This is a genomic window from Bdellovibrio sp. HCB185ZH (assembly GCF_047302455.1).
Taxonomy (GTDB): Bacteria; Bdellovibrionota; Bdellovibrionia; order Bdellovibrionales; family Bdellovibrionaceae; genus Bdellovibrio.
In genome coordinates this window covers 1,594,234-1,617,154 of record NZ_CP178624.1, presented here as the reverse complement: position 1 = coordinate 1,617,154, position 22,921 = coordinate 1,594,234, and the positions used below count along the sequence as shown (strand labels likewise).

Here is a 22,921-nt window from a genome sequence, read left to right as displayed (position 1 = left end):
TGAAACATGACTGGTAAAATATGGCAACTGTCGAGAAGTTGGCAGTAAGAAGGGGCTTTAGAAGCCCCTTTATTCATCCTGGGGTGGGCAAGCTCCTTGCAACCCGTAAATCGTGAACTAAAGACTTAATTTGTGAGGAATTTATGAAATTAGTGAAACTTTCAATCGCAGTTTGTTTGATGAGCGCAACAGCTATGGCGGGAGTGCAAGGTCGTATCACTACAAAGATTGATTCGCAAAAAGCAGAAATCGAACTTCGCGGAGTGAAGGCGGGTGACAAAGTCACTTTGCTTGAAGAAGTTTGCGAAGGCCCGAAAGTGAAGTTATGCCGTACGGAAAAAGTTGGTGTGGCGACCGTTTCCAAAGTTATCGACTCTGAGACTTCTGAAATCAAAGTGGAAGGTCAACAACCTTTGAAAGACGGTCTTTTGATCGAAAAACAATAGTCTTAGAAATGAGCGATGGCACCTAACGTGATCAGATGCAAGCGATCTGTTGTGGTGCCGTCACTGTTCATCAAAACATCCTGGTCCGCTTGATCCTGGCGGAACTCCAAATAAACTTTCAAATGCTCTGACAAGTTGTACTTGTCGCCCACAGTCCAAACTTCCACTTTATCGGCACCTGGGTAGTAAGCTCCTACGGTCCCATTGATTCCATCCAGCTCACCCGCACCCAATAGGTTTTCATAACGCGCGCCCAGCGTGTGTTTGCCCAATGCGTATCCGATCTGTGTGGAAAGAGATTGTGCATAGCTCATTGTGCCGCCGTCAGGTGTTTGTGTGCGGCTGTCATAAGAAATCGACCAGGAGAAATCGTCGCTGAATTTATAAGTCGTCCAAATGTTGGCGGTTGATTTTTCAACCGCGGAACCCGTGATTGTGGTAGAGGCGTCTTTGCCCGAGTAATATCCCGCAAACCACAAAAAGCGTCCAGAGATACCTGTCACAGATAATTCAGTCGTTTTCGTAGAAACCAAATCATCTCCAAACTGATTGTAGGCACTGCGGTTGTAACTGCTAAGAGTCACCGCCAACCATTCGCCGGGATTGAATTTCAAACGGGCGCCTTCGTTATAACCTGGCACGATGCCTTGATAAGCCACGGTGTTGCCGTAAAGGATGTTTTCCACCTTCATTGCCGATTCAAAACCCAGTGTAGAACACAAGCGGCCAAAACCCACGGACCAGGCAGGATCAATCTTATAATAGATCTCCAGTTGGTCTAAGGTTCCAAAGTTACTTTTCGTAGTCCCCGTGGGTGTCGTAAGTTCGATCGGCATGTACATCATGCGCGCAAAGAACGACAGGTCCTGGGTTTCTTTCTTCAAGATCACTTGAGCACTATTGAATCGATATTGCTCATCAAGCGCTCCGGAAGATGCCGGGTAGGCATTTTTCCCTGAGGAAAGAAGGTTGTATTCAAAATCAGCTTCACCTTGAGCGGTAATCCCAGAAAGTACTTCTTCAGCTTTTGCAGCGAAAGGCATGATCAAACAAATTGTGGTTAAGATGGCCGTTGTCTTTTTCATTGAGACTTTTATCGGGGGATTCTCAGCTCACATTAAGGGGGCGAAAATATTTTTCCACCCGGGATAATGGTCCAGTTCGTCTCAGAACCGCTCAACCCGGATGTTAAGGAACCGATAAAGATCAAGAGTCCTTAATTTTTCGGGGTTAAATATGCAGAACAATAAAAGCTCATGGTTCAAGGGTATTAAAGGTCGAATGTTGATGGTGGCGGTATTTCCGTTCATCGCGTTTGCAACCATTTTTGGTTTTACCTACAAGGGCCTTGATCATCTGGGAAGCCTATTAAATAGCGCTCACAACGAAATTATACCTAATCTGAATGACCTGGGTGACATGCGTATCGCACAGAACAGATTTGGTTATCGAGTATGGGAAGGGATCATCAATCCTGAAGATCGCGCGGAAGCCGTCAAGCAAGCCGAAGAAACTTTGTCGAAGTTCGAGAAAGCTTACAAAGAATATGCGGAAAACCATTTTGATGGTGAAGAACTGAAAATGTATGAAAACTACAAACAGTACTTCCCACAATATAGAACACTGGCGCGTTCAGTATTAAGCAATCTTGAAAAAGGCAGCGATGAATCTGTGGCTCAAGCTCGCAAAGACTTGGATGAGACGCTCCATATTTATTCAGGAAAAATTGAAGAATTTTGCGCTCAGGTGAATGACCTTTATACAGGACGTGCCGTCGCAGAAAACAAAGAATTTGCCGTTTCTCGTGCGCAAATTACGAATATTATTATTCTTGTCACTTTGTGTGCGGGCTTGTTGATTCTAGCACTTCAATTAATGCAAGCTGCCAAAATTTCAAACGTGACAGGAAATGTGGCTGATAAACTGGGCGATGCAAATTCCAAAGTTGTTCATTCTGTGGAACAGTTGGCAGCTGCAGGAAATGCCTTATCGCAAAACTCCACCGAGGCCGCAGCTTCACTAGAGGAAACTGTCGCAGCATTGGAAGAGTTAACATCGATGGTGCAAATGAACTCGGACAACGCGAAACAAGCGGCCACTTTAGCCGTCAGTTCCCGCGATGCGGCTGAGCAGGGTGAACAAGAGATCAGTGCTCTTATTAAATCAATGAGCGAAATCTCCTCTTCATCTAAAAAGATCGAAGAGATTATCTCTGTCATTGATGATATCGCCTTCCAAACAAATCTATTGGCGTTGAATGCAGCGGTGGAAGCCGCTCGTGCAGGCGAACAAGGTAAGGGCTTTGCGGTAGTTGCGGAGGCGGTTCGCGCCCTCGCACAAAGAAGTGCTTCCTCCGCTAAAGACATTGAAAGCTTGATCAAAGTTTCTGTGCAACAAGTCGATAACGGTAGCAAAGTCGCAAATTCCAGCGGTGTTGTCCTTGCGAACATCGTGGCTTCGATCAAAAAAGTTTCTGATTTGAATAATGAAATTTCCGCGGCAAGCTCTGAACAGACAACTGGAATTCAACAGATCAGTCGTGCGATGAATCAGTTAGATCAGTCCGCGCAATCGAATGCAGCTTCAGCGGAAGAAATTGCCGCAACAACAACGGAGCTCAATCGCTTGGCGCAAACTTCTCAAGATTTGACGGATGAGTTAAATACTGTCGTGATGGGAAGTACGGTACGCCGTGAATTAGAAACAACGGCTCAATCCCCCTCGGTCGCGACCAAGTCAGCGGCTTCTAAGGGATCTACGAAAGCAAAATTCGCTGTTGATTCTGCAGCGAAAGTTATCCCGATGAAAAAACCAGTCAAAACAGCGAGCGTGGCTGAGGAAACAATTCCATTTGACGATGAGCCAAGGGCAAAGATCGGTAACCGAGACGGATTCTAAGAAATGCGGGCCAGCCTTCTGGCCCGTTTCATTTTAAGAATAACGTGTCTTTGGTCGGGTCAAATATTCTCACATGTATTCATTCCCAAAGGGTCAGGCTACAATTGTCCTATGACAGATCCCCAACCCAAGATGATCATGGTGGGCGTGGAGCTCTTTACGGAGAACTTCCCACTTCCTGCAGACGTTTATACTCGATTACCTTCGGGCCAATACCTTTTAGTTGGTAAAAAAGGCGAGAAAAGTAATTTTCAAAGTCTGCATATGACCGCTCAGAAAAAAGCAGAGCTCTATGTGCGCGGAACCGATTACGATGCTGTGATTCAATTCAATCTGGCATTAGCCAAAACCGCCGTCGGTAAGACTGAAATTCCCACAAATTTAAAATTAAATCTTATTACGGGACTGGCAGATTCTGCGATCAATGATTTGGTAGATCGCAAAATCATGGCGGGCTCTTATGAGCGGGTGAAACAGCTTTCTGGTTTTATCAAAGACACCGTGTCTCAGGTATCTGACGTTGATAAACTTTTGGACCTGTTAAGTAAGCTTCCGAAAGACAGTGCTTCCCATGGGATGGCGACAGCAGCCATCTCTTTGCTGATTTGTGAGCAGATGGAGATTCAATCCAAACCCACACTCGAGAAAGTGGCCTTGGGTGCGTTGTTACACGATATCGGACTTAAAGAAATTCCTGATGCAGTTCTTAAAAAGCCCCGTGCTGATCGCACGGTGGAAGAGACGACGCACTATGAATCTCACACTATGAGAGGTGTGGAGATGTTGCAGGAACTTCGAGAAATTCCTTCGGACGTCTTGGCGATTATTCTCGAGCACCACGAAAACGCCATCGGAATGGGCTACCCGCGCCGTATTCGTGATGTGAAAATGAATCCGCTGGCGCGAATCGTGGCTGTTGCCAATTATTTTATGGAGCTGCTTCATGATACTTCAGGCGAACATTTGGCTAAAACGCCAGATGAGGCCATCTACTACATGGAGACGACCTTGGGCCAACCCTTCAATAAGCAAGTCTTTGCTGCTTTGAAAGAAGTCGTCTTTGCCCACCGCCGAGTTTAAAAAAAAGCGCACTGAAGAGTGCGCTTTTTTCGTTTTAGGGTTTTGCGCATTCGCCTTGTTTCTGGCAGCGAAGCATATCACCCGTGTGTTGGTGAAGCTCATTTAAAGTGTAACCCAGTTCTTGATCGTAGCCGTTGGCAACGGCGCCAGCCTGACCGATTGTGATGAAATCATTCACACCTTCAAACCATGCTTGATCGTACATCTGACCGGTAGAAGTGTTTTTGAAATAGACATGGCCATTGGAGCGGATTGTTTTTAGGAAGCGATGACGTTGGTCACGGGCTTTGTTTAAACCACCGCTGAAGCTTTTCCAGCATTTTACTTCACCGATACGGACGACCTTTTGCAGATTTAAATCAAAGACGATGATATCAAGCTCACCGATCGTTCTGGAGCCATCGCCGTAAGCGATGCCAACTTCAACGTGGTATTGAGGAGCTGGGAACTGTTTTCTAACGTCCAAACGGGCGACCTCTTCGCAGATTGCGCCGGAGTCTTCATAACTGCGGGGAACACTTTTAAGAGCTTCAAAATCTTCAGCCCAATTGGCAGCAAAAACATTGAACGAGAACAATAAGGCACTAACGAATACAGATAGTTTCATAACCCCTCCAAGAGGCCCAGTGATCGCCGACACGAAAGGTATGTTCAAGGATTTAGTCCGCAAAATTAAAAGTGCGCCGCAGCATCCGAGTTCTCTTGTATTTATTACCGGCGCTCAGTAAGAGATCCGCATGTCAAAAAAAGTGATTTCTATTCTACTTCTATGGAGTTGTGGGGCGCCGGCTGTGGCTTTCGCGGGATTCTTTTCTAAAAAGGATGAGCGTTGGAATACCTATGTTGCCAGAGTTGAAGAAGTCGCTTCCCGGGAGCGCGCTATTCCCAGGGTCGCCATTGAACGAACAGTCCAGTTTTTGGAATCAAACCGCGCTCGCCTCGAAAACCGAATTAACAATCGCAGTGTGGTTATCATTAATGACTTTACTGAAGAGAGCACACGCGATCGCATGTTTGTGATTTATGTAAACCTGGGGAAAGTAGAGCGCTATAAGGTTGCACACGGAATCGGCAGCGGTGAAGGCCCTCACGTTTATAAATGCTCAAACACCGAGGGGTCCAAAGCGACTCCGCCGGGATTTATGTTAGTTCAAAATGAAAACCGTAACTCTTCCTTCGGTTCCGCTTTGTATATGGATAGTCTGGAGTCACGAAACAGCAATTCTCGCGAACGAGCGGTGGTTTTTCACCCGAACAAATCTGCTGCTGAGCGTGCCCGAATTTTGCGAGAGTATGGCTTTATCGACCTCAGTGAAGGCTGCACGCAGCTAACTAAAGAGGACTACTATAAGCTCAAGCCCCGTGTGCAAGGTGGCAGCCTTCTGTACAACTTCTGCCCGGAAGACAAAGACTAATTCGCCGCATTCGTTTGGACATCGATCAAAAATAAATTTATAACTAATCCTTGTAACTCACCTACAATAAGGATCAGTCGATGTCGTCTGCTGTACAGCCAAAAAAAATCTGGTGGAAAGAATCCGTCGTTTATCAAGTTTACCCTCGCTCCTTTAAAGACTCCAATGGCGATGGAATTGGTGACCTGCAAGGTCTGATTTCTAAACTCGATTATCTTAAACATTTGGGCATTGATGTGATCTGGATTTGCCCGATGTTCAAATCTCCGATGGACGACAACGGCTACGACATCAGTGACTATCAGGCTATTCACGATGAGTTCGGTACAATGGAAGATTTTGATCAGCTTTTGAAAGGCTGTCATGACCGCGGCATTCGTTTGATTTTGGATCTTGTGGTAAATCACACCAGTGATGAACATCCTTGGTTTATTGAGTCTCGCTCTTCTAAAGACAATCCTAAACGCGATTGGTATATCTGGCGCGATGGTAAAGATGGCAAAGAGCCTAACAACTGGGAAAGCATCTTTAGCGGCTCCGCTTGGAAGTACGACGAAAAAACAGCCCAGTGGTTTATGCACGTGTTTTCTGCCAGACAGCCTGACCTGAACTGGGAAAATCACGACATGCGTAAAGCGGTCTATGAAATGATTTGCTGGTGGCTTGATCGTGGTATCGATGGTTTCCGTATCGATGCCTTCACACACACTCGTAAAGAGCCCGGTTTAGCTGATATGCCAAATCCAGAAAATTTCGAGTATGTTCCTTCTTATCCAAAACACATGAATGTGCCGGGCATTCTGGATTACGTTCAAGACTTGTCACAAAATACCTTCGCAAAATACGATTGCATGACCGTGGGTGAAGCTAACGGCGTGAATGCGGAACATGCGGCAGAGTGGGTCGGGGAAACCAAGGGGCGCTTTAACATGGTCATTCAATTTGAGCATGTGGGCCTGTGGGATACGAACCCAGATCAACGTTTCAACATGAAAGAGGTCAAACGCGTTTTCGCGAATTGGCAAAAAGGGCTTGAGAACATCGGTTGGAATGCCTTGTTCGTGGAAAACCACGATGTGCCTCGTATCAACTCTAAATGGGGTGATGTTAAGCACCACTGGCGTGAATCTAGTACCGCGATTGCGACGATGTACTTCATGATGCAAGGTACTCCGTTTATTTATCAAGGTCAGGAAATTGGTATGACAAATACTCATTTCAACGGCCCTGAGGATTTCAACGATGTCTCCGCGAAAAATTATTTTGTAGTGAAACGCAAAGAGGGTCTGACAGACGAAGAAATCACAGCGGAGTTAAATCATACGTCGCGAGATAATGCGCGCACGCCGATGCAGTGGGATTCTTCTCATAATGGTGGTTTCAGCACGGGCACACCGTGGTTGAAAGTAAACTCCAACTACAAACACATCAACGTCGCAGCACAAATTGAAGATCAAGATTCGATCTTTAACTGGTACCGTCGTATGATCCGTCTGCGCAAACAGCACGAGGGATTGATCTATGGTACTTTCGATATGGTTGTGCCTCATCACAAAGAAATTTTCGCTTATACACGTACCTATGGATCTGAGAAATTCTTGATCATTTCCAATATGACCAAAAAAGCAACTCACTGTGAATTGGGCCCGGTTCATTTACGTCCCGAAAACCTATTGATGGCGAATATGGATGTGACTGATCATGGCGTTGAGCACAATCTGCACTTGAAACCATTCGAAGCCAGAATCTATAAACTTTAATCAGAAAAAAGCGCGGTCTTTAAGATCGCGTTAAGCTCGTTGGGTTTTTCCAGCGGGATAAAGTGACCAGCCCCCGGGATCATATGCAGCCGAGAGCGGGGGATGGCGCGATTAAAGGCTTCCATTTTTTCTTTCGGAGCAATCTGATCATCCACTCCGCCGATCAAAGTGATCGGAATTTTCAAAGAGTTTAGATTCATTTTTAAATCGCGACGATCCAGGGTGGCATTCATTTGATTCAAATACATCTCGGTATTATTGCTTGCCGCCATGTCCAGGATCAGCTGTCTAATTTCATTATTTTCCAGAGCATCGGGATGAAGATAATGCTTTAGTTGAGAGCTGGCGATCCCCCCGAAGGCGACTTTCTTTAATAGATTGCGTGTTTGAATGCGAATTTTAATTTCTACATCCGTCAGGGGAGACCCTGTGGTGCCGATCAATATAAGTTCGGCCACGCGGTGGGGATATTGTGTTGCAAACACTTGAGCCACATAAGCACCCATGGAAAATCCCAGCAAGGTCATGGGACCTGGAAAGCTTTTATCGATGGTATCCAGCATTTGAGTTAAGTTGGAGGCTTTGCGCAGATCCGCAAACGAGCAAGCGACGCCGGCCAAAAGATCTTTTTGGTAGGTCCACAATCGTTCGTCACAAAGAAAGCCCGGGAGGCAAACAACCGCCTTTGACATATGTTAAGAGTAGCAGACTTCCCATGCGAGTAACAATCCAGCTTCGGGATATTTGACAAGGACTCCAAAAGAAAATTGCTAAGGAAAGTCTGGGTTCAGCAATATGAAAGCTCTGAAGGAGTATTGAAATGAACATTCGTCATGATAAAGGCGGGCAACGCTTTGTAACCAGTGTGAAAGGCGGGGACGCACACATTCTTTACCGTCGAGGTCCTAACAATGCTTATGACCTCTATGCTACTTATGTTCCGACGGAGTCACGGGACCAGAAAATTGCAGAACAACTTGTTCGCGAAGCCATTCGAGTCGCAAAAGAAGACAAGGTCCAGATCATCGACTCCTGCCCCTATGTTGCCGGCTGGTTTAAAAAGCATCCGGAAGAAAGTAAAATCCTCTCGAAAGAATCCGGTGATTCTATCATTCAGGTGTTTTAACAAAGAAAGCTTTGATGTACCCTTGATTCATGAGCAAAAGATTTCATGAGTTGATCGCGGAAGCATCCAAAGTAGTATTGGATAAAGATACGGAAGTGCGCTTGGCGATCACCTGCTTGTTAGCGGGTGGTCATCTTTTGATTGAAGATATGCCGGGTGTGGGTAAGACAACGTTGGTACAGACCTTGGGGAAACTCACGGGACTGAAAACTCAGCGTATTCAATTTACGATCGATTTATTACCTGCGGATGTTTTGGGAAGTCAGATTTTTAATCCTCAAGAACATAAATTTTCATTTCACTCAGGACCTATTTTCGCTCAGCTGGTAATGGCCGATGAGTTGAATCGCGCGAGTCCCCGTACCCAAAGTGCTTTGTTGCAAGCGATGGAGGAAGGTGAAGTCTCCGTTGACGGAATGACGTGGGAATTGCCCCGTCCGTTTTACGTTATTGCGACTCAAAATCCTCATCAGCAAACGGGAACATTTCCGCTGCCAGAAAGTCAGCTCGATCGTTTCCTAATGAGTCTCGAGCTTAATTACGCATCCAAAGGGACGGAAGTGCGTATCTTGCAAGGGGAAGACCCTCGCGCTGTGGTAAAACGCATGTCATCACTTTTTGCTGAGGGCGAGTTTGAAGCTGCGGTAAAAAATATTGAAAAAGTAAAATTGTCGGAATCGGTGGCGACTTATATCGCCAATGTTTTGGAAGGCTCACGCCGTGAGGGATTTGAAGGGGCACCTTTATCAACACGTTGTGGAATTTCTTTGGCGCGGGCAGCAAAGGCATGGGCATTCTTGGATGATCGTGACTATGTTCGTCCCGAAGACGTGCAACATGTTCTAATTCCCGTATTAGGTCATCGCCTGGGGGGTAATCATGGCATCAAACGTGGTCGAGAGTGGGCTGCAGTTCTTAAGAAAGCGACGCCAGTCCCAGTCTAAAAAATCGCGGACCTATATTTTACCGACGGGTTTCGGTATGGCCTTCGGCCTGATGAATCTGGTTTTATTTTTCATGGCCGTGGGCTATGCGAATAACCTTATCTATATTTTCTTTTTCTTTCTGACTTCAGTGGCTTTCACGGGAATGATAACTACGAACCGAAATGTGCAGGCCGTACGTTTTATGCGTCTGTTATCAGCGGAAGCCTTTGCGGGCGAATTGGGAAAAGTGCGTGTGCAATTGACCAACTCAACCGTAAACCCCAGCCACGAAATTGAAGTGGTGTTGGACCGTAAAACTAAAGATGCTCCGAAATATAAAGTCATACCCGAGGAAGAAAATATCGCGGTGGTGACGTGGGTGCCTGACCGACGTGGTTTACAACCTTTTCCGCCTCTGAGGATTCAAGCTTCTTTTCCTTTCGGGTTGTTGCAGGCCTGGAAAGTGGTGAAAGAACCGGGCTCCGTGATGGTTTTTCCGGCACGGCGCGGAGTTACGGAATTTCCGGTGGGCTCGGGGGCGGATTCTGTCGCAGAATCCATGGGATTATTTTTAAATCACAAAGTTTATCAGTCCGGGGATCCCGTTCGTAGAATTGACTGGAAGGCGAGCGCTCGTCGCAGCGAAGTTCTGATTAAAAAATATGAAGAGCCGGAAAAACCAGCATTGAACTTTTCCTGGGAGCAAACAGAATCCCTGCGAGATCCAGAGTTGCGTTTGTCACAGTTAGCGCTGTGGATTGATTCAGCCGAGACTCAGAACTATGTCTATTCAATGCGCCTGGGAGCGGTGCAAACTCCGTCGGCAAAGGGACGGGAACATTGGCGCCGCTGTCTGGAAATTTTGGCGATGGCTAAAGTTTCGGAGCTTTCGTGAAAAAAGAATTTTTTGCACAGACTTATTTCAGTCTCTCCGTCGTCACCGCCATGATCATGGTGGCCGTCGAAGTCACACCGTGGGTCGCATTTCTGGGAATGGGATTACTGGTTTGGAAGTGGGGAACCGAAAAATATCACTGGCAGGGGATGTCACGCCGCTTTACGGGTTTTTTAAGTATTCTGCTTTTAGGACAGGTCCTTTTTCAATATCGCACTATCGTTGGTCAGGATCCTTCTTATACTTTGCTACTGGGTTTGTCAGCACTGCGAGTGATGGACTATTCAACGGAGCGAGATCACAAGTTCGTGGCTCTTTTGGGATTCGTCCTGATTTCTGTGAAAGCTCTTTTCAGTATTGATATCTATTGGGTGCTACCATCCGCTTTTGCATTCTGGGGAATATGGTATTCCCTTTTGCCTGCGCAGACGCCATCCAAGGGAAAAACTCTGTGGAAGATATTTTTACTCTCCGTTCCGATGGCCGTGACTTTATTTTTCGCTTTTCCCCGTGTTGTCATTCCCTGGGCGATGTCGCGTGGAAGCACCTATGGCCAAATTGGTTTTACCGAAGACATGAATCCTGGCCGTGTCGCCGAAATCGCGGGAAGTTCACAGCTGGCTTTTCGCGCCAAAATCGACCGCTTGCCTTTGAAGCAATCCAAAGACCTTTATTGGCGAGGTTCTGTTCTGTCTTCTTCGCGCGGCCTCGTCTGGCGAGTGATACCTTCGATGCCGAACCCGGGCGAAAATATTCGCGGGCGAGGATTGAATACCTACGAAGTTGCAATTGAGCCGACTTCACAGAATTTTTTGTTCGCATTAGAAGGTACGCAAATGCTAAGTCTTGAGGCCGGTCGAGTGACAACACTGAATCACTCGGTCTACCGCACGGGACGTCCCATTGTCGCGACGACCGTGTATCAAGGATGGTGGTCGCCATACTTCAAAGACATGACTTTGCCCAGTGTGAACGATCTGAAAACTCCAGAATTTAAAGGAAGAGTTTTAGAGTGGATCACAGCAGCGAATAAAGAAGCGGCGACGCCCGAGGCGAGACTTGAACTTTTACGCAAGCTTTTCACCGAAAATAAATTCGCTTACACATTGAATCCCGGGATTTATGGTGCGAATGATCTTGAAGAGTTCCTGTTTGAGCGCCGTAAAGGATTTTGTGAGCATTTCGCCGGAGCTTACGCGACCTTGGCTCGTGGCCTGGGAATTCCTGCACGCGTGGTCGTCGGATATCAGGGGGGCCGATTTAATCCTATCGGCGACTTCTGGCGAATTTCGCAAAGAGATGCGCATGCGTGGACGGAAGTCTTCATCGACAAATCCTGGAAGCGGATCGATCCTACGTCTTGGATTGCTCCATTAAGATTCGAAATTGGCGGGGAGGATTTCTTTGCCCTCTCCGAATCAGACCAACAGGCTTTTGCACGACAGATAGACTGGAGACCTCCGGAAAGAAACACGTCCTTGTTATGGGATCGCGCCACGTTTCTATTGGAAGACCTGAATTATCGTTGGAGCTATTTCTTGATGGAGTTTGATAGAAGCTCCCAGGATTCTTTCTTTGCACTGCTGGGGCAGTACAAACTTTTAAGTATCGTGGGAATCAGTTTTGCCCTGATTATTTTTTTCTTCCTGGTGCAAAATCTTTTTAAAACTCGTGTCGTGCTGACTGAGGAGCAGGAGCTATTAAAAACAGTGCAAGAGTGGGGAACTCAGCATCACCTCGTTCGACCTTCCAGCGAACCCCCGCTACAATACTTCAGCCGTGTGGGCCGTCAGTTTCCGCAACTGCAGGAAGTACTGGATAGGATCAGTGCATATTATGATCAAAAAGTGTATGCGGGAAATAAAACAGCGGAATCCCTGAAAGATCTTAAAAAAGATTGGAAGTCCGCTGTACAAAAGAAATCTTAGTTAGTTGAAATTCAAGCCTGTCACTTCAGTTAACCATGCAAGGTGAGGTGGCATGAAAGTCGCGCCACCGAACTTGTGGCAGGATTTGCTTGGGTCATCAGGATTCGACACGAAAGAATTCACACCGACAACTTGTAACTCATAATTCGCCTCAATGAATACGGGGCCACCAGAGTCACCATTGCAAATGCCTGTTGTTTCTTGATCAATCACAAGGATATCGCTCTCTGGATCGTCAGTAAGTCCTACTTCCTGTTTCAGGGTCTTATATGTTTTACGAAGCTGCGGAAGACCTTCGTCTTTTTCGAATGTGCGACCGTAACCCACTAATGTTAAAGTATTAGAAGTGATTTCTGATTTACCATCAAAAACTTTGCTAGCTTGGTAGTCTGAAGGGATGGATCGACTTAGTTTTACAATTGCCACGTCATTGCCACCGATGCCTTTATATTTGGAGTGGTACTTCCAATCAGTCGCAATTATAAATTCTTCTTTTTTCAGTTGGTCATTTTCGCATAGTGCAGTTTTGAAGATGGCGCTGACTACGACAGCTTCTTTCACACAATGTGCAGCCGTTAGAATAACATCGTCTGCGATGGGTGTGCCCGTGCACGTCGAATAGTTTTTATTTTTATCAGCCATCATCAAAAGAACCACTTTTTTAGCAAGAGGGTCTTCTTTGATAACGGATTTGCCATTGACGATGCCGGAAGAGCAGGCATTTGCTTCGACTTTTCCCGAAGCGGCGTTTTTTGATGGGGAGCAGGCAGCTAGGCCCAAAAGAAAAGTCACAAGAACGAGAGTTAATTTATTCATTTTTATAATCCTTAGAGTGTTTTGAATTGTTCTGACTGGACATAAAGCAATGGCTTTGCCAACGACTGTCGGACGTCAGATCGATTTTAATGGTGCTAGAATGCTTTTGGACTGGATTTGTTCTTAGATTTAGGATGGGTTTGTCCGAAATGGAAGAGGGTCAGACTTAGCTGACCCTACTTCTTACGATATCAATGTTTAGCAGGTTTTTTGCCAGATTCAGATTTCTCCTTTTAAAGATTCCTCTTAGGCTGCGCATTTCCTGTGATATCGTTTCACCTTCTATTATACATATCTAAATACGAGTAACTTTGAGAAGTGTGTAACTACATAAAGACGCGAAAAATTCTGGTCGATCATCCCTATTTTTAAAAGCCATTTGGCAACAGAACCGAGTCTGGTCTTCAAAAGCACGTTTATATGGTTTTAGCTGGAAGGGATGCGCGGGAGGTTTTTATGGCTAGCATCTGGAAAGGTTCCATCAGCTTTGGTTTGTTAAACATTCCAGTGACTTTGCAGGGGGCGCAATCGGAAAAAGAAATTTCTTTTTCCATGCTCGATAAGAAAGATCTTTCGCGAATTCAATATAAAAAAATAAATGCCAAAACCGGCAAAGAAGTTCCCTATGAAAATATCGTTAAAGGTTATGAGTATACGTCGGGACGATATGTATTGATCACTGAAGACGAAATCAGAAAATCTAATGTCAAAGCTTCTCAGACAATTGATATTGAAGACATCGTATCCTTGGAAGAAATCGATCCGATGTATTTCGAGCGGCCTTACTATTTGGTTCCCCAAAAGGGAGCTGAAAAGGGATATTACCTTTTGCGTGATGCCCTCGCAAAGACGGGGCGCGTGGCAGTTTCTAAAATTGTTATTCGCATCAAGCAACACTTGGCGATGATAATGCCTAAAGGTGAATACCTGATGCTAGAGCTTCTCCGTTTCGGGCATGAAGTTAAAACAGAAAAACAAGTTCACTATATGAAAGATGTCACAAAAACGGCGAACTACAATCCTCGGGAATTAAAAATGGCCGAAGATTTGATCGAGGGTATGACCAGCAAATGGAAGCCTGATCAATACAAAGACACATACTATCAAGAAGTGATGAAAGTCATTGATCGAAAAATCAAAGGCGGAAAAGGTCATAAAGTGGCTCCAGTTAAAGAAGAGTCCGTGGAGACAACCGATAACGTCGTCGATCTCATGCCACTCTTGCAGAAAAGTTTGGCGGCCCGAAAGACCGCCAAAAAGAAAGCTCCTTCAAAACCCCGAACTCGAAAGCCGGCATAGGCCTACATTGGTTCGGCACCCATCTCGGCAAGGATAGCACCGCTGATATAGCTTGAATCGGCTTCTGACGCCAAGAAGACATAGGCAGGCGCAATTTCTTCGGGTTGTCCAGGGCGGCCAATGGGTTGGTCTTTTCCGAATTGCTGCACTTTACTTTTCTTAGTTCCTTCATCGGAAGGATTTAGTGGCGTCCAAACCGGTCCTGGAGCCACGGCATTGACGCGAATACCTTTTTTAATCAGCATCTGTGCTAAGGATTTCGTAAACGTATTAATTGCACCCTTGGTGGAGGAATAGTCTAAAAGCTGTGCTGGGGCCCGGGTTGAAGTTTCAGAAGTCGTTGCGATGATGGCAGAGCCGGGTTTCATATGCGGCACTGCTGCCTTTGCAAGATGGAAATAAGCATAGATATTGGTTTTAAATGTTCGATCGAATTCTTCGGTTGTGATTTCGGTGATGTCGTCTTTACGCATCTGGTGTGCGGCATTGCTGACCAGAATATCTATTCCACCCAGACGTCTAATTGTTTCGTTCACGGCTTTTTTGCAGAAGGCTTCTTTAGAAAGATCACCTGACAGTGTGATGCAGGTGCCACCCAGTTCTTCAATATCACGTTGAGTTTGTTCCGCATCGATTCGCTCTTCGGGAAGATAAGTGATGACTACAGAGGCACCTTCACGGGCATAAAGCAGTGCAACGGCACGGCCGATGCCGGAGTCTCCACCTGTGATCAAAGCCTTTTTGCCAATAAGCTTGCCCGCCGCCTTGTACATAGGTGCATGATACTTGGGGGCAACGTTCATTTTCTTTTCTAGGCCGGGGGACTTTTGCTGTTTTTCTTTGAAAGGCGGTCGAGGTTTTCTTTTGCTATGCATGTTGGTCATTTGAACTCCTTGTTAGAAAATAAATGGGAGACTGACTTGGGAAAATGATTTGCGATGCAGACGGCAGGGGCCATGCTCGCGCAGAGCTTTAATATGTGAAGCCGTGGCATACCCCGAATTATGGTCCCACCCATAGTCAGGAAATTCTTTTCCCAATTCTGCCATCAGTTCGTCTCGTGCGACTTTAGCGATGATGGAGGCGGCGGAGACTGGCGCAAATAGTAGGTCTCCTTTAACCACGGTGGTTTGTTGAAATTCTTCGGGGAGGACCGGAATGCGTATACGTCCATCCACTAGGACATGGCCTTTTTTAAGGTGTAATCCAGAGATGGCTCTTTTCATCGCTAACGTTGAAGCGTAAACGATATTTAGCATGGCAATTTCTTCGACCGTGGCAATTCCGATCGCGACCCGGTGTTCACGACAGATTTCCTTAAACACTTCAATGCGTTGCTTGCGCGACAAAAGTTTTGAATCTTTTAGAAATTTGGGCAAGCGTTCATGTTTCAGTACCACGGCAGCGGCAAAGACCGGACCGGCAAGACTGCCACGTCCCACCTCATCCACGCCAATCACCGGTTTTGGTCGGTACTGAGTCCACGCTTTCATAAATGCGCTTGAGACCGCGTGGTGCTTTTTTTGGTGGTCGCCTTTTCTAACAGGGCGATTCGTTGTTGCAGCTTCAAGTAACCCTGCCAAGGATCGCTGCGCCGACGTTGCAAGTGGGCGAGGGCTTTTTTCAAGTCATAGTAATCACCACTCGGAATTTTTTTTAGCTCATTCCAGGTTATTGGCATCGCAACGGCACTGACAGCACGGGCCCGCAGCGAATAGGGCGCCACCGCGGTTGCACCCTGTGAGTTTCGAAGGTAGTCGACAAAGATGCGGCCTTCGCGAATTTTTTTCGACATCTTTGAAACGAAGAGATCGGGATCTTGTTGTTCCATCTGTAAAGCCAGGGCGTGGGTAAAGCTATTGATTTGATCAAAGGTATAGACCGGCGCCACGGGGACATGGACGTGCACACCTTTACCTCCGCTCAGTTTCACAAAGCTTTTTAAACCCAAACCATCTAAAAGCTTCTTTAGTGTAAAGGCTGAATCCACGACGGTTTTCCAATCGACACCAGGCCCGGGATCGAAGTCCATCACGAATTGATCGGGCACATCTGTTTCAGGGTGGCGAGAGTTGGAACAATGAATTTCAAAGGCATTCATCTGCACCAATGCCGCAAGTCCTGCATCGTCATGAACACTCATGTAGGTTCCGTAGCCACCGTGTTCTTTCATTTTCACGGGCGTCATCGATTCGGGAATCTTAGCCTGATGTTTCTGAAAGAAGCATTGCTTCCCTGTGCCATTGGGGCAACGGACTAATGAGAGCGGACGATCCGTAATCAATGGCAAAATGTGTTCAGCCACTTTGGTATAAAAGTTTGCCACCTGACGTTTGGTGATCTTTTCCTTGGCGAAAAGAATTTTATCGGGGCTTGAGATCGGCCATTCCTCACTGGATTTCATCATCACTGGCGTCTCCTTTTTAATTTGCTTGGTGGGTTTATCTTCGCGCAATCCATTAAAAACCGGAACGCGAAGGATTTCATCGTGAGTCCAGTTGGAGAAGGTGATCTCCGCACTGTATTTGGGTTTCAACCAATGGATGTCGCGCCCTTTGGGTGATTTGATATCAAAGGGTGAGGACTTTGTTTCCAAAGGTTTCAGAGTTTTAAAAATGTCTTGAAGAGATTGCTGAGTAAAACCCGTACCGACTCTGCCCACGTATTGCAGTTTGTCTTTCTTATAAACTCCCAGCAGAAGTGCGCCGAAATGATCCCGGCTGCCTTTTCCCAAAGTGTAACCTCCGATAACAAATTCCTGCTGTTCACTGCATTTGATTTTAAGCCAGTTCGAATTTCTTTCAGAGCGATAGGGGCTGTTTCTTTTCTTGGAAATGATGCCTTCCAAGCCGTGTTTTTTGGCGAGAGCCAAAAGGCTTTTTCCAGTGCCCTGATATTCCTCGCTGTAACGAATGCGGGTGGCAGTTTTTTTAAATATTTTTACCAGCTCATCGCGACGTTGCTCCAAAGGGCGGGTGCGCAGGTCTTTGCCATCGATGGCTAAAAGATCAAAGGCATACAGAAACATATTCTGCGTCTGACGGCTTTTTAAAGCATTTTGCAAGAGCTGAAAATCGCTGCGACCGTTTTTGTCCAAGATCACGATCTCGCCATCGATAACTGCCCCTTGGAGATCAAGTTTCTGCAAATCTGCTTCAATGGAAGGAAACTTGTTCGTCCAATTCTGGCCAGAGCGGGTAAAGAGTTTAACATCCTCACCATTCACGTGAGCTTGAATGCGGTAGCCATCGAATTTTAATTCGTGAAGCCATTCTTTTCCCTCAGGAGGCTCGTCGACTAGAAGAGCCAGCTCGGGAGTCACGAAGGGTAGCTTCGCGACTTTTCCCGACTTTCCCGAGGCTTTTTTTTTCACCGTTTTTCTTGCCACCGTCCGCTGAGGAGTTTCTTTGGATTTCGCGACGGGTTTGATGTCGGGGATCGCTTCAGCGAAGGCGTCGTCTTTTTTCATCAAAAGCCACTGGCTGGTTCGACCCGGTGTGCGGGTTCTTACTAAATGAAAGGCTCCTTTTAGTTTTTTACCTTTCAAAGTAAAAACCAGGTGGCCTTTTTTAAATCCTTTGGCCGCGTCTTCAAGCGGCTCCCATGTTCCTTTATCCCAAATATAAACTTCACCACCGCCGTATTGATCTTCGGGAATGGTCCCCTGAAAAGATCCATAGGAGAGAGGGTGATCTTCTGTTTCCACTGCAAGACGCTTGGTGTGAGGGTCCATGCTGGGTCCTTTCGGTACTGCCCAGCTTTTCAGGACGCCCTCCCATTCCAAGCGAAAATCCCAGTGAAGATGGCTAGCATGATGTTCCTGAACAACGAATGAAAGAGCGCCCTTGCGGGATGTTTTCATTTTTCCAGGAGGTTCTTTGGTGATTTTAAAATCTCGTTTTTGATTGTATTTCGCTAAACTCATCTTCACATCCTGACGTCAATACATAGAAGGAGTGCTGCGGCTTCGAGGAGATTCGACGGAATCGTCATAAGGAATATCCGCTGAAGTTTCTTGATCCCAATGGCGTTGAGGTCGCTTCACAGTATCCTTAGAATTTTTTGTCGAGGACTTCTGAGAAGTTTTGGAACTTTTTTTGTTTTTTTGAGCCATGGCTCCTCCTTGAAGATATATTTTCCGCCCCTTTTTTCCTCTCGTAAACGTCCTATGTCATTGATCAATAGGCAGCCTGTCTTGACTTGCATCAGCTCTGGCCGCGATGATTATTTTCATGAAAGTTTTTGCAAGTATTAAGCAGGCTGAAGAATATATCGTCGCTAAAGCAGGCAAAGAAATGCGATTTGCCATTCCTTTGGGATTGGGCAAGCCCAATCAGTTGGTAAATGCTCTCTATGAACGAGCGAAGCAGCAGAAAGAATTAAAACTAACTTTCTTTACAGCATTGTCTTTGGATATACCTCAGGCAAAGACGGAATTGGAAGCGCGCTTTACAGGACCGTTTTTCACGCGACACTTTGGTGATAACTATCCACGACTGTCGTATTTGCAGGATCTTCATAAAAATGAAGTGCCGGAAAATATCTCTCTTCATGAATTCTATTTTCAGGCCGGAACTGTTTTAGGGAATCTTCATGCCCAAAGCAACTACATCAGTCTAAATTATACCCACGTCGCCCAAAGTATTTTGGAAATGAACTTGGACGGAGTTATTCAGTTGATCGCCAAATCAGCTGATGGTCGGTACAGTCTTAGCTGCAATCCAGATCTAACTTTGGATGTCGTGGATCTTTATAAAGCTAAAGTTAAACCTTTTATGGTGATCGGTGTGGTCCATCCTGACCTGCCATTTTTAGGGGGTGATGCTGAAGTTCCGGCTGATTTTTTTGAAGGCATAGTTGAATCTTCTGAAGTACGCCACCAGCTTTTTGCACCACCAAAAAATGCCATCGATGATACCGAGCACATGATTGGCCTTCATGCCAGTCGCTTACTGAAGGATGATGGAACTTTACAGATTGGAATAGGCTCGTTATCAGATGCTTTGACATTATCGGCTTTACTCCGCCATCAGAAGAATTCTTTATACAAGGAACTTGTCACCGAGCTCGATAGCCATTTCACTCCTCCGAATTCGCCAGATATCTTTAGTGACGTCTTCAGGAAAGGTCTCTATGGGACCAGTGAAATGTTGATGGATGGCTTCATGCATTTGCGAAAGGCGGGGATTTTGATCCGCTCCATACAAGATCACGAGGAAAAGGCCCTGCGATATTTGCACGGTGCCTTCTTTCTGGGATCCAAAACTTTCTATAGCTGGCTGCGGGAGCTTGAAGGGGAGGATTTCGACGGTCTTTCGATGACCCGAGTTTCGAAGGTTAATGATCTTTATGATCCTCATGAGCTGGCACTTCGTAAGCAACGCAAGAACGCGCGTTTTTACAATACCTGCATGCAGATGAGTCTGCTGGGTGGGGCAGCTTCTGAAACCCTTGCTAACGGCAACGTCGTCAGCGGAGTCGGAGGACAATATAATTTTGTGGCGATGTCTCACGAGTTGCCGGATTCGTATTCTATTTTGATGATGAAAAGTGTCAGAGAAAAGAAAGGGCACAGGGAATCCAACATCGTTTGGAATCCATCGCAACTGACGATTTCTCGTCATTTACGTGATGTGGTTATCACTGAATACGGTATCGCCTTTTTAAAAGGTCAGAGCGATTCGGAATGTGTAAAGCGTCTGATCATGATCGCGGACGCTCAATTTCAAGATGAACTGTTGGCGATCGCGAAAAAGAATAAAAAGATCGATCCACACTGGATGATTCCTGACCGGGCTAGAAATAATACGCCCCTTAAGATTCAGGAATTCGCACAGCGAGCGAAGGCTAAGGGGTTATTTCAGGTATTTCCCTTCGGCAGTGATTTCACACCGGTGGAAGAAAAGCTGCAGCATGCGTTGTTAAATTTAAAAGAAAAGACAAAGTCGGGTTTGATTAAATCATTGGTGGCAGGGTTCGGTGTGAAAAAAGGACTGTATGCAGAGGAGCTGGAGCGAATGAAGCTATTCAAACCCCAGTCCTTGCAGGAACATCTCTATCAAAGAGTCTTGTTAGGCTCTTTTAAGGAGCTTGCTCGTCCGTATCATCCTCAATAGTCCCGGAATCTTGAGTCCCAGCACTTTGAGAGGAACTTTGCGAAGGATTTCTTTTCCATGAGGCGCTGGATTCAGAGGCGTCCATGGTTGTTTCGGTACCACATCGGGCAATGATGTCATCAAGACGCTGTTCCGTTTCTTCATGAGTCAGTCCTGTTTTCAGAGAGACTAAGTCAGTCAGAGAATCAAAGTCATGATCGATGCGGTTCAAATCTGATTCGTTCAAGGCAGACCATTTTTTACGGACTTCCTGCGTGACCTGGTTCCAGTTTTGTTCTGTTAGCTGATGATCTGTATGTTTTTGTGCCATACCATCCTCCTCTGATGTAAAAACAAAAAAGGGCGGAATGAATCCGCCCCATTTTTTTAGTTACGACGACGAGCAATCAAGCCCGCCACAAATCCCACAGCGCAAGCGCCGAGGACCGTCGCAAGTGGATGATCCTTCACCCAGTCTTCTGACGTTTCATACGCGTCCTGAGCTTTCGCTTTGATAGTTTCATAGCGATCGCCCCACTCACTTTTCAATTCAGATTTTGCTTCGTTGAACTGAGATTTCACTTCGGATTTTGCATCTCCGTACATGCTTTTCCCTGTTTCAACTGCTTGTCTGCCAGTGGATTTGATATCATTCATTAGGTCTCTTGATGTTTCAGCCATTGCACCCTCCTTGGTAAACGATTAGGCCTTGTTGCTATGATTATCATTTTTCTAAGTAAGAGCCAGAAAACCTTGAGTGAATTGTTAGGGTTCATAAACTGGACTGATTCATAGGCCAGTGTTGATTAACGTTACTCCAAAACGGGATTCCATTTTTCAACTTCCTTGGGCGCTTCACCCACCAGCGCGAACGTCGTTCCTGGTTTGGCTTTCGGGCCAGCATTGGTCGGCGTGGCCAGCTCAATTCCTCCGCGCAAAAGCGCATCGACGGAGTTCATTTTTACGAAAGAATTAAATAACCCTAATTTCGCCTGAAAACCGGCTTTGCGCCAAAACACTGTGTTGGTGCGCACCAAACGGACGTATTCCCACGGTACGCGAAAGTGCACGCTGATGGTTTGCCCTGTTTTCGAAAGAGCGACCTTAGTGACCGAACCCACATTCATACCCCGATAAAAAATCGTGTCGCCGTCACTCACGGAATCCAGAGAACGTGTTTCCAGTTTAAAGAGTGCGGTTTCTTCCAGGGGATTTTTTAAATCAGTTCCAGATCTGCCCGTAAAATTTTTCGTTCTGCCACCGTTGCCAGGTACTGCGGAGATGTAACTTCCCTCCACCAGGGTATCCAGGCCGCGGATTTCTTCGAAGCTGATGCGAGGGCTTTCGAGCCAGTACTTGGTGCCTTCATTCGCAAAATCCGAAGCAAACTTTTCCAGACGGGCAGTAACCTCGACGTTTTTTTGATCATCTGAGATTCGTAACGAGGTGACGATTCCAACGCGAACTCCACGAAAGCGGATTTCAGTTTTATCGGGACGAATGCGCGAACCTTCCTCAAAAGTGATTGTCACTTCGGGACCGCGATGTTGATAGTACTGAATTAACAAATAGCCCGCGAGGATCACGGCAAAAAGCGGAAACAACCAAACGAACCAAACGGCTTTAAGATTTTTCATCATACGTGTCATTCCAAATTGTTGTAGGATCATAATAGGCGGAAGAGATCATGGTAAAGATCACGACAAGAGCGAACATCCAGGAGCCTAATCCCGGCTCTGCATGGGCCCACGGCCCCATTTTCATAATTGCGACTAGCACCGCTAAAAGATAAATATCCAGCATCGACCAGCGGCCGATGGCCTCAACGGTTGTATATAATCGAGTGCGGAGTTTGCGGTGCGAAGCACTTCTCGCGGTAAGTCCCAGGTAAAATAAAATCAAAAGTTTAACCAAGGGAATCACCATGCTTGCCAGGAAAATAATAGCAGCGATGCCCCAGGCTCCAGTTTCACTCATGGTGACGATACCTTCCCAGATTGTTGCCGTGTTTTTATTTCCGTAAACCTCTAAGGTCATGAATGGAAAAATATTGGCTGGGAGGTAAAGAATGAGCGCAGTCAACGCAAAGGCCAAACTGATTTGCGGTGAATTGTATCTGGCGAAGCGATTCAAGGTGCCGCATTGTTCGCAGACCACAAAATGTTCTTTCCCGACCGTGGGTAGAAGTTCACCACAAATTTTACAACGTTCTTCAAATTTCAAGGTCGACATCAAAA

Annotated in this window: 22 protein-coding genes; 11 read left to right on the top strand and 11 right to left on the bottom strand. The window is 46.1% G+C overall.

Annotated elements, in window-relative coordinates; all coding sequences use genetic code 11:
- The first annotated feature begins 143 nt into the window (after nucleotides 1-143).
- Nucleotides 144-446, top strand: a complete 303-nt coding sequence (locus ACLSU7_RS07895) for a hypothetical protein (RefSeq protein WP_413295018.1) — start codon at nucleotides 144-146, stop codon at nucleotides 444-446.
- 2 nt (nucleotides 447-448) lie between these two features.
- On the opposite strand, the gene ACLSU7_RS07890 is transcribed toward ACLSU7_RS07895, so the two are convergent.
- Nucleotides 449-1,531 carry an outer membrane beta-barrel protein gene (locus ACLSU7_RS07890; protein ID WP_413295017.1) on the bottom strand — a complete coding sequence of 361 codons (1,083 nt, stop codon included), beginning with the start codon at nucleotides 1,529-1,531 and terminating at the stop codon, nucleotides 449-451.
- 151 nt (nucleotides 1,532-1,682) lie between these two features.
- On the opposite strand from ACLSU7_RS07890, the gene ACLSU7_RS07885 reads away from it, so the two are divergent.
- Together ACLSU7_RS07885 and ACLSU7_RS07880 are read left to right on the top strand one after the other, a co-directional pair.
- Nucleotides 1,683-3,344 (top strand): methyl-accepting chemotaxis protein, encoded by a 1,662-nt coding sequence (locus ACLSU7_RS07885; protein WP_413295016.1) that lies wholly within the window; start codon nucleotides 1,683-1,685, stop codon nucleotides 3,342-3,344.
- A 111-nt stretch (nucleotides 3,345-3,455) separates the two neighbouring features.
- The gene (locus ACLSU7_RS07880; protein WP_413295015.1) at nucleotides 3,456-4,424 is read left to right on the top strand and encodes an HD-GYP domain-containing protein; all 969 of its coding nucleotides are present in this window, start codon (nucleotides 3,456-3,458) and stop codon (nucleotides 4,422-4,424) included.
- 34 nt (nucleotides 4,425-4,458) lie between these two features.
- Here the strand turns inward: ACLSU7_RS07880 and ACLSU7_RS07875 are convergent, their stop codons facing one another.
- On the bottom strand, nucleotides 4,459-5,031 hold the full coding sequence (locus tag ACLSU7_RS07875; protein WP_413295014.1) for a hypothetical protein: 573 nt from the start codon (nucleotides 5,029-5,031) through the stop codon (nucleotides 4,459-4,461).
- Between the two features lie 130 nt (nucleotides 5,032-5,161).
- On the opposite strand from ACLSU7_RS07875, the gene ACLSU7_RS07870 reads away from it, so the two are divergent.
- Nucleotides 5,162-5,839, top strand: coding sequence for a murein L,D-transpeptidase catalytic domain-containing protein (locus ACLSU7_RS07870; RefSeq protein WP_413295013.1), 678 nt, complete (start codon nucleotides 5,162-5,164; stop codon nucleotides 5,837-5,839).
- An 80-nt stretch (nucleotides 5,840-5,919) separates the two neighbouring features.
- Entirely contained in the window at nucleotides 5,920-7,599 is a 1,680-nt protein-coding gene (locus ACLSU7_RS07865; RefSeq protein WP_413295012.1) for a glycoside hydrolase family 13 protein, read from the top strand.
- On the opposite strand, the gene ACLSU7_RS07860 is transcribed toward ACLSU7_RS07865, so the two are convergent.
- Nucleotides 7,596-8,291 (bottom strand): alpha/beta fold hydrolase, encoded by a 696-nt coding sequence (locus tag ACLSU7_RS07860; RefSeq protein ID WP_413295011.1) that lies wholly within the window; start codon nucleotides 8,289-8,291, stop codon nucleotides 7,596-7,598. The two genes, ACLSU7_RS07865 and ACLSU7_RS07860, sit on opposite strands and share 4 nt — an antisense overlap.
- A gap of 128 nt (nucleotides 8,292-8,419) precedes the next feature.
- On the opposite strand from ACLSU7_RS07860, the gene ACLSU7_RS07855 reads away from it, so the two are divergent.
- Genes ACLSU7_RS07855 through ACLSU7_RS07840 form a run of 4 tightly spaced genes read left to right on the top strand, consistent with a single transcriptional unit; the run spans nucleotide 8,420 to nucleotide 12,474 of the window.
- On the top strand, nucleotides 8,420-8,725 hold the full coding sequence (locus tag ACLSU7_RS07855) for a GNAT family N-acetyltransferase (RefSeq protein ID WP_413295010.1): 306 nt from the start codon (nucleotides 8,420-8,422) through the stop codon (nucleotides 8,723-8,725).
- Between the two features lie 29 nt (nucleotides 8,726-8,754).
- Nucleotides 8,755-9,669 (top strand): AAA family ATPase, encoded by a 915-nt coding sequence (locus ACLSU7_RS07850; protein ID WP_413295009.1) that lies wholly within the window; start codon nucleotides 8,755-8,757, stop codon nucleotides 9,667-9,669.
- On the top strand, nucleotides 9,605-10,546 hold the full coding sequence (locus ACLSU7_RS07845) for a DUF58 domain-containing protein (RefSeq protein ID WP_413295008.1): 942 nt from the start codon (nucleotides 9,605-9,607) through the stop codon (nucleotides 10,544-10,546). Before ACLSU7_RS07850 ends, ACLSU7_RS07845 begins: the two co-directional genes overlap by 65 nt.
- Nucleotides 10,543-12,474, top strand: coding sequence for a DUF3488 and DUF4129 domain-containing transglutaminase family protein (locus ACLSU7_RS07840; RefSeq protein WP_413295007.1), 1,932 nt, complete (start codon nucleotides 10,543-10,545; stop codon nucleotides 12,472-12,474). Before ACLSU7_RS07845 ends, ACLSU7_RS07840 begins: the two co-directional genes overlap by 4 nt.
- Here the strand turns inward: ACLSU7_RS07840 and ACLSU7_RS07835 are convergent, their stop codons facing one another.
- Entirely contained in the window at nucleotides 12,475-13,290 is an 816-nt protein-coding gene (locus ACLSU7_RS07835) for a S1 family peptidase (RefSeq protein WP_413295006.1), read from the bottom strand.
- A gap of 456 nt (nucleotides 13,291-13,746) precedes the next feature.
- Here ACLSU7_RS07835 and ACLSU7_RS07830 point away from each other — a divergent pair, with 456 nt between their 5' ends.
- Nucleotides 13,747-14,589, top strand: a complete 843-nt coding sequence (locus ACLSU7_RS07830; RefSeq protein ID WP_413295005.1) for a Ku protein — start codon at nucleotides 13,747-13,749, stop codon at nucleotides 14,587-14,589.
- Nucleotides 14,590-14,591: 2 nt separating this feature from the next.
- Here ACLSU7_RS07830 and ACLSU7_RS07825 read toward each other — a convergent pair whose 3' ends face one another.
- Genes ACLSU7_RS07825 through ligD form a run of 3 tightly spaced genes read right to left on the bottom strand, consistent with a single transcriptional unit; the run spans nucleotide 14,592 to nucleotide 18,514 of the window.
- Entirely contained in the window at nucleotides 14,592-15,473 is an 882-nt protein-coding gene (locus ACLSU7_RS07825) for an SDR family oxidoreductase (RefSeq protein ID WP_413295004.1), read from the bottom strand.
- A gap of 12 nt (nucleotides 15,474-15,485) precedes the next feature.
- Nucleotides 15,486-16,082 carry a ribonuclease HII gene (locus tag ACLSU7_RS07820; protein WP_413295003.1) on the bottom strand — a complete coding sequence of 199 codons (597 nt, stop codon included), beginning with the start codon at nucleotides 16,080-16,082 and terminating at the stop codon, nucleotides 15,486-15,488.
- A complete protein-coding gene (gene ligD / locus ACLSU7_RS07815; RefSeq protein ID WP_413295002.1) occupies nucleotides 16,079-18,514 on the bottom strand; it encodes a DNA ligase D in 2,436 nt (811 codons plus the stop codon). The genes ACLSU7_RS07820 and ligD overlap by 4 nt, the downstream gene beginning before the upstream one ends.
- Before the next feature lie 307 nt (nucleotides 18,515-18,821).
- On the opposite strand from ligD, the gene ACLSU7_RS07810 reads away from it, so the two are divergent.
- A complete protein-coding gene (locus ACLSU7_RS07810; RefSeq protein WP_413295001.1) occupies nucleotides 18,822-20,705 on the top strand; it encodes an acetyl-CoA hydrolase/transferase C-terminal domain-containing protein in 1,884 nt (627 codons plus the stop codon).
- Here the strand turns inward: ACLSU7_RS07810 and ACLSU7_RS07805 are convergent.
- The 4 genes from ACLSU7_RS07805 to ACLSU7_RS07790 all read right to left on the bottom strand — a co-directional run bounded on the left by ACLSU7_RS07805 (nucleotide 20,671) and on the right by ACLSU7_RS07790 (nucleotide 22,916).
- Nucleotides 20,671-21,015 carry a hypothetical protein gene (locus tag ACLSU7_RS07805; RefSeq protein ID WP_413294999.1) on the bottom strand — a complete coding sequence of 115 codons (345 nt, stop codon included), beginning with the start codon at nucleotides 21,013-21,015 and terminating at the stop codon, nucleotides 20,671-20,673. The two genes, ACLSU7_RS07810 and ACLSU7_RS07805, sit on opposite strands and share 35 nt — an antisense overlap.
- Before the next feature lie 56 nt (nucleotides 21,016-21,071).
- The gene (locus ACLSU7_RS07800) at nucleotides 21,072-21,365 is read right to left on the bottom strand and encodes a DUF883 family protein (RefSeq protein ID WP_413294998.1); all 294 of its coding nucleotides are present in this window, start codon (nucleotides 21,363-21,365) and stop codon (nucleotides 21,072-21,074) included.
- 131 nt (nucleotides 21,366-21,496) lie between these two features.
- Nucleotides 21,497-22,324 (bottom strand): MlaD family protein, encoded by an 828-nt coding sequence (locus ACLSU7_RS07795; protein WP_413294997.1) that lies wholly within the window; start codon nucleotides 22,322-22,324, stop codon nucleotides 21,497-21,499.
- Nucleotides 22,308-22,916: a paraquat-inducible protein A gene (locus ACLSU7_RS07790; RefSeq protein WP_413294996.1), complete on the bottom strand. Its 609-nt coding sequence runs from the start codon at nucleotides 22,914-22,916 to the stop codon at nucleotides 22,308-22,310. The genes ACLSU7_RS07795 and ACLSU7_RS07790 overlap by 17 nt, the downstream gene beginning before the upstream one ends.
- Nucleotides 22,917-22,921 lie beyond the last annotated feature (5 nt).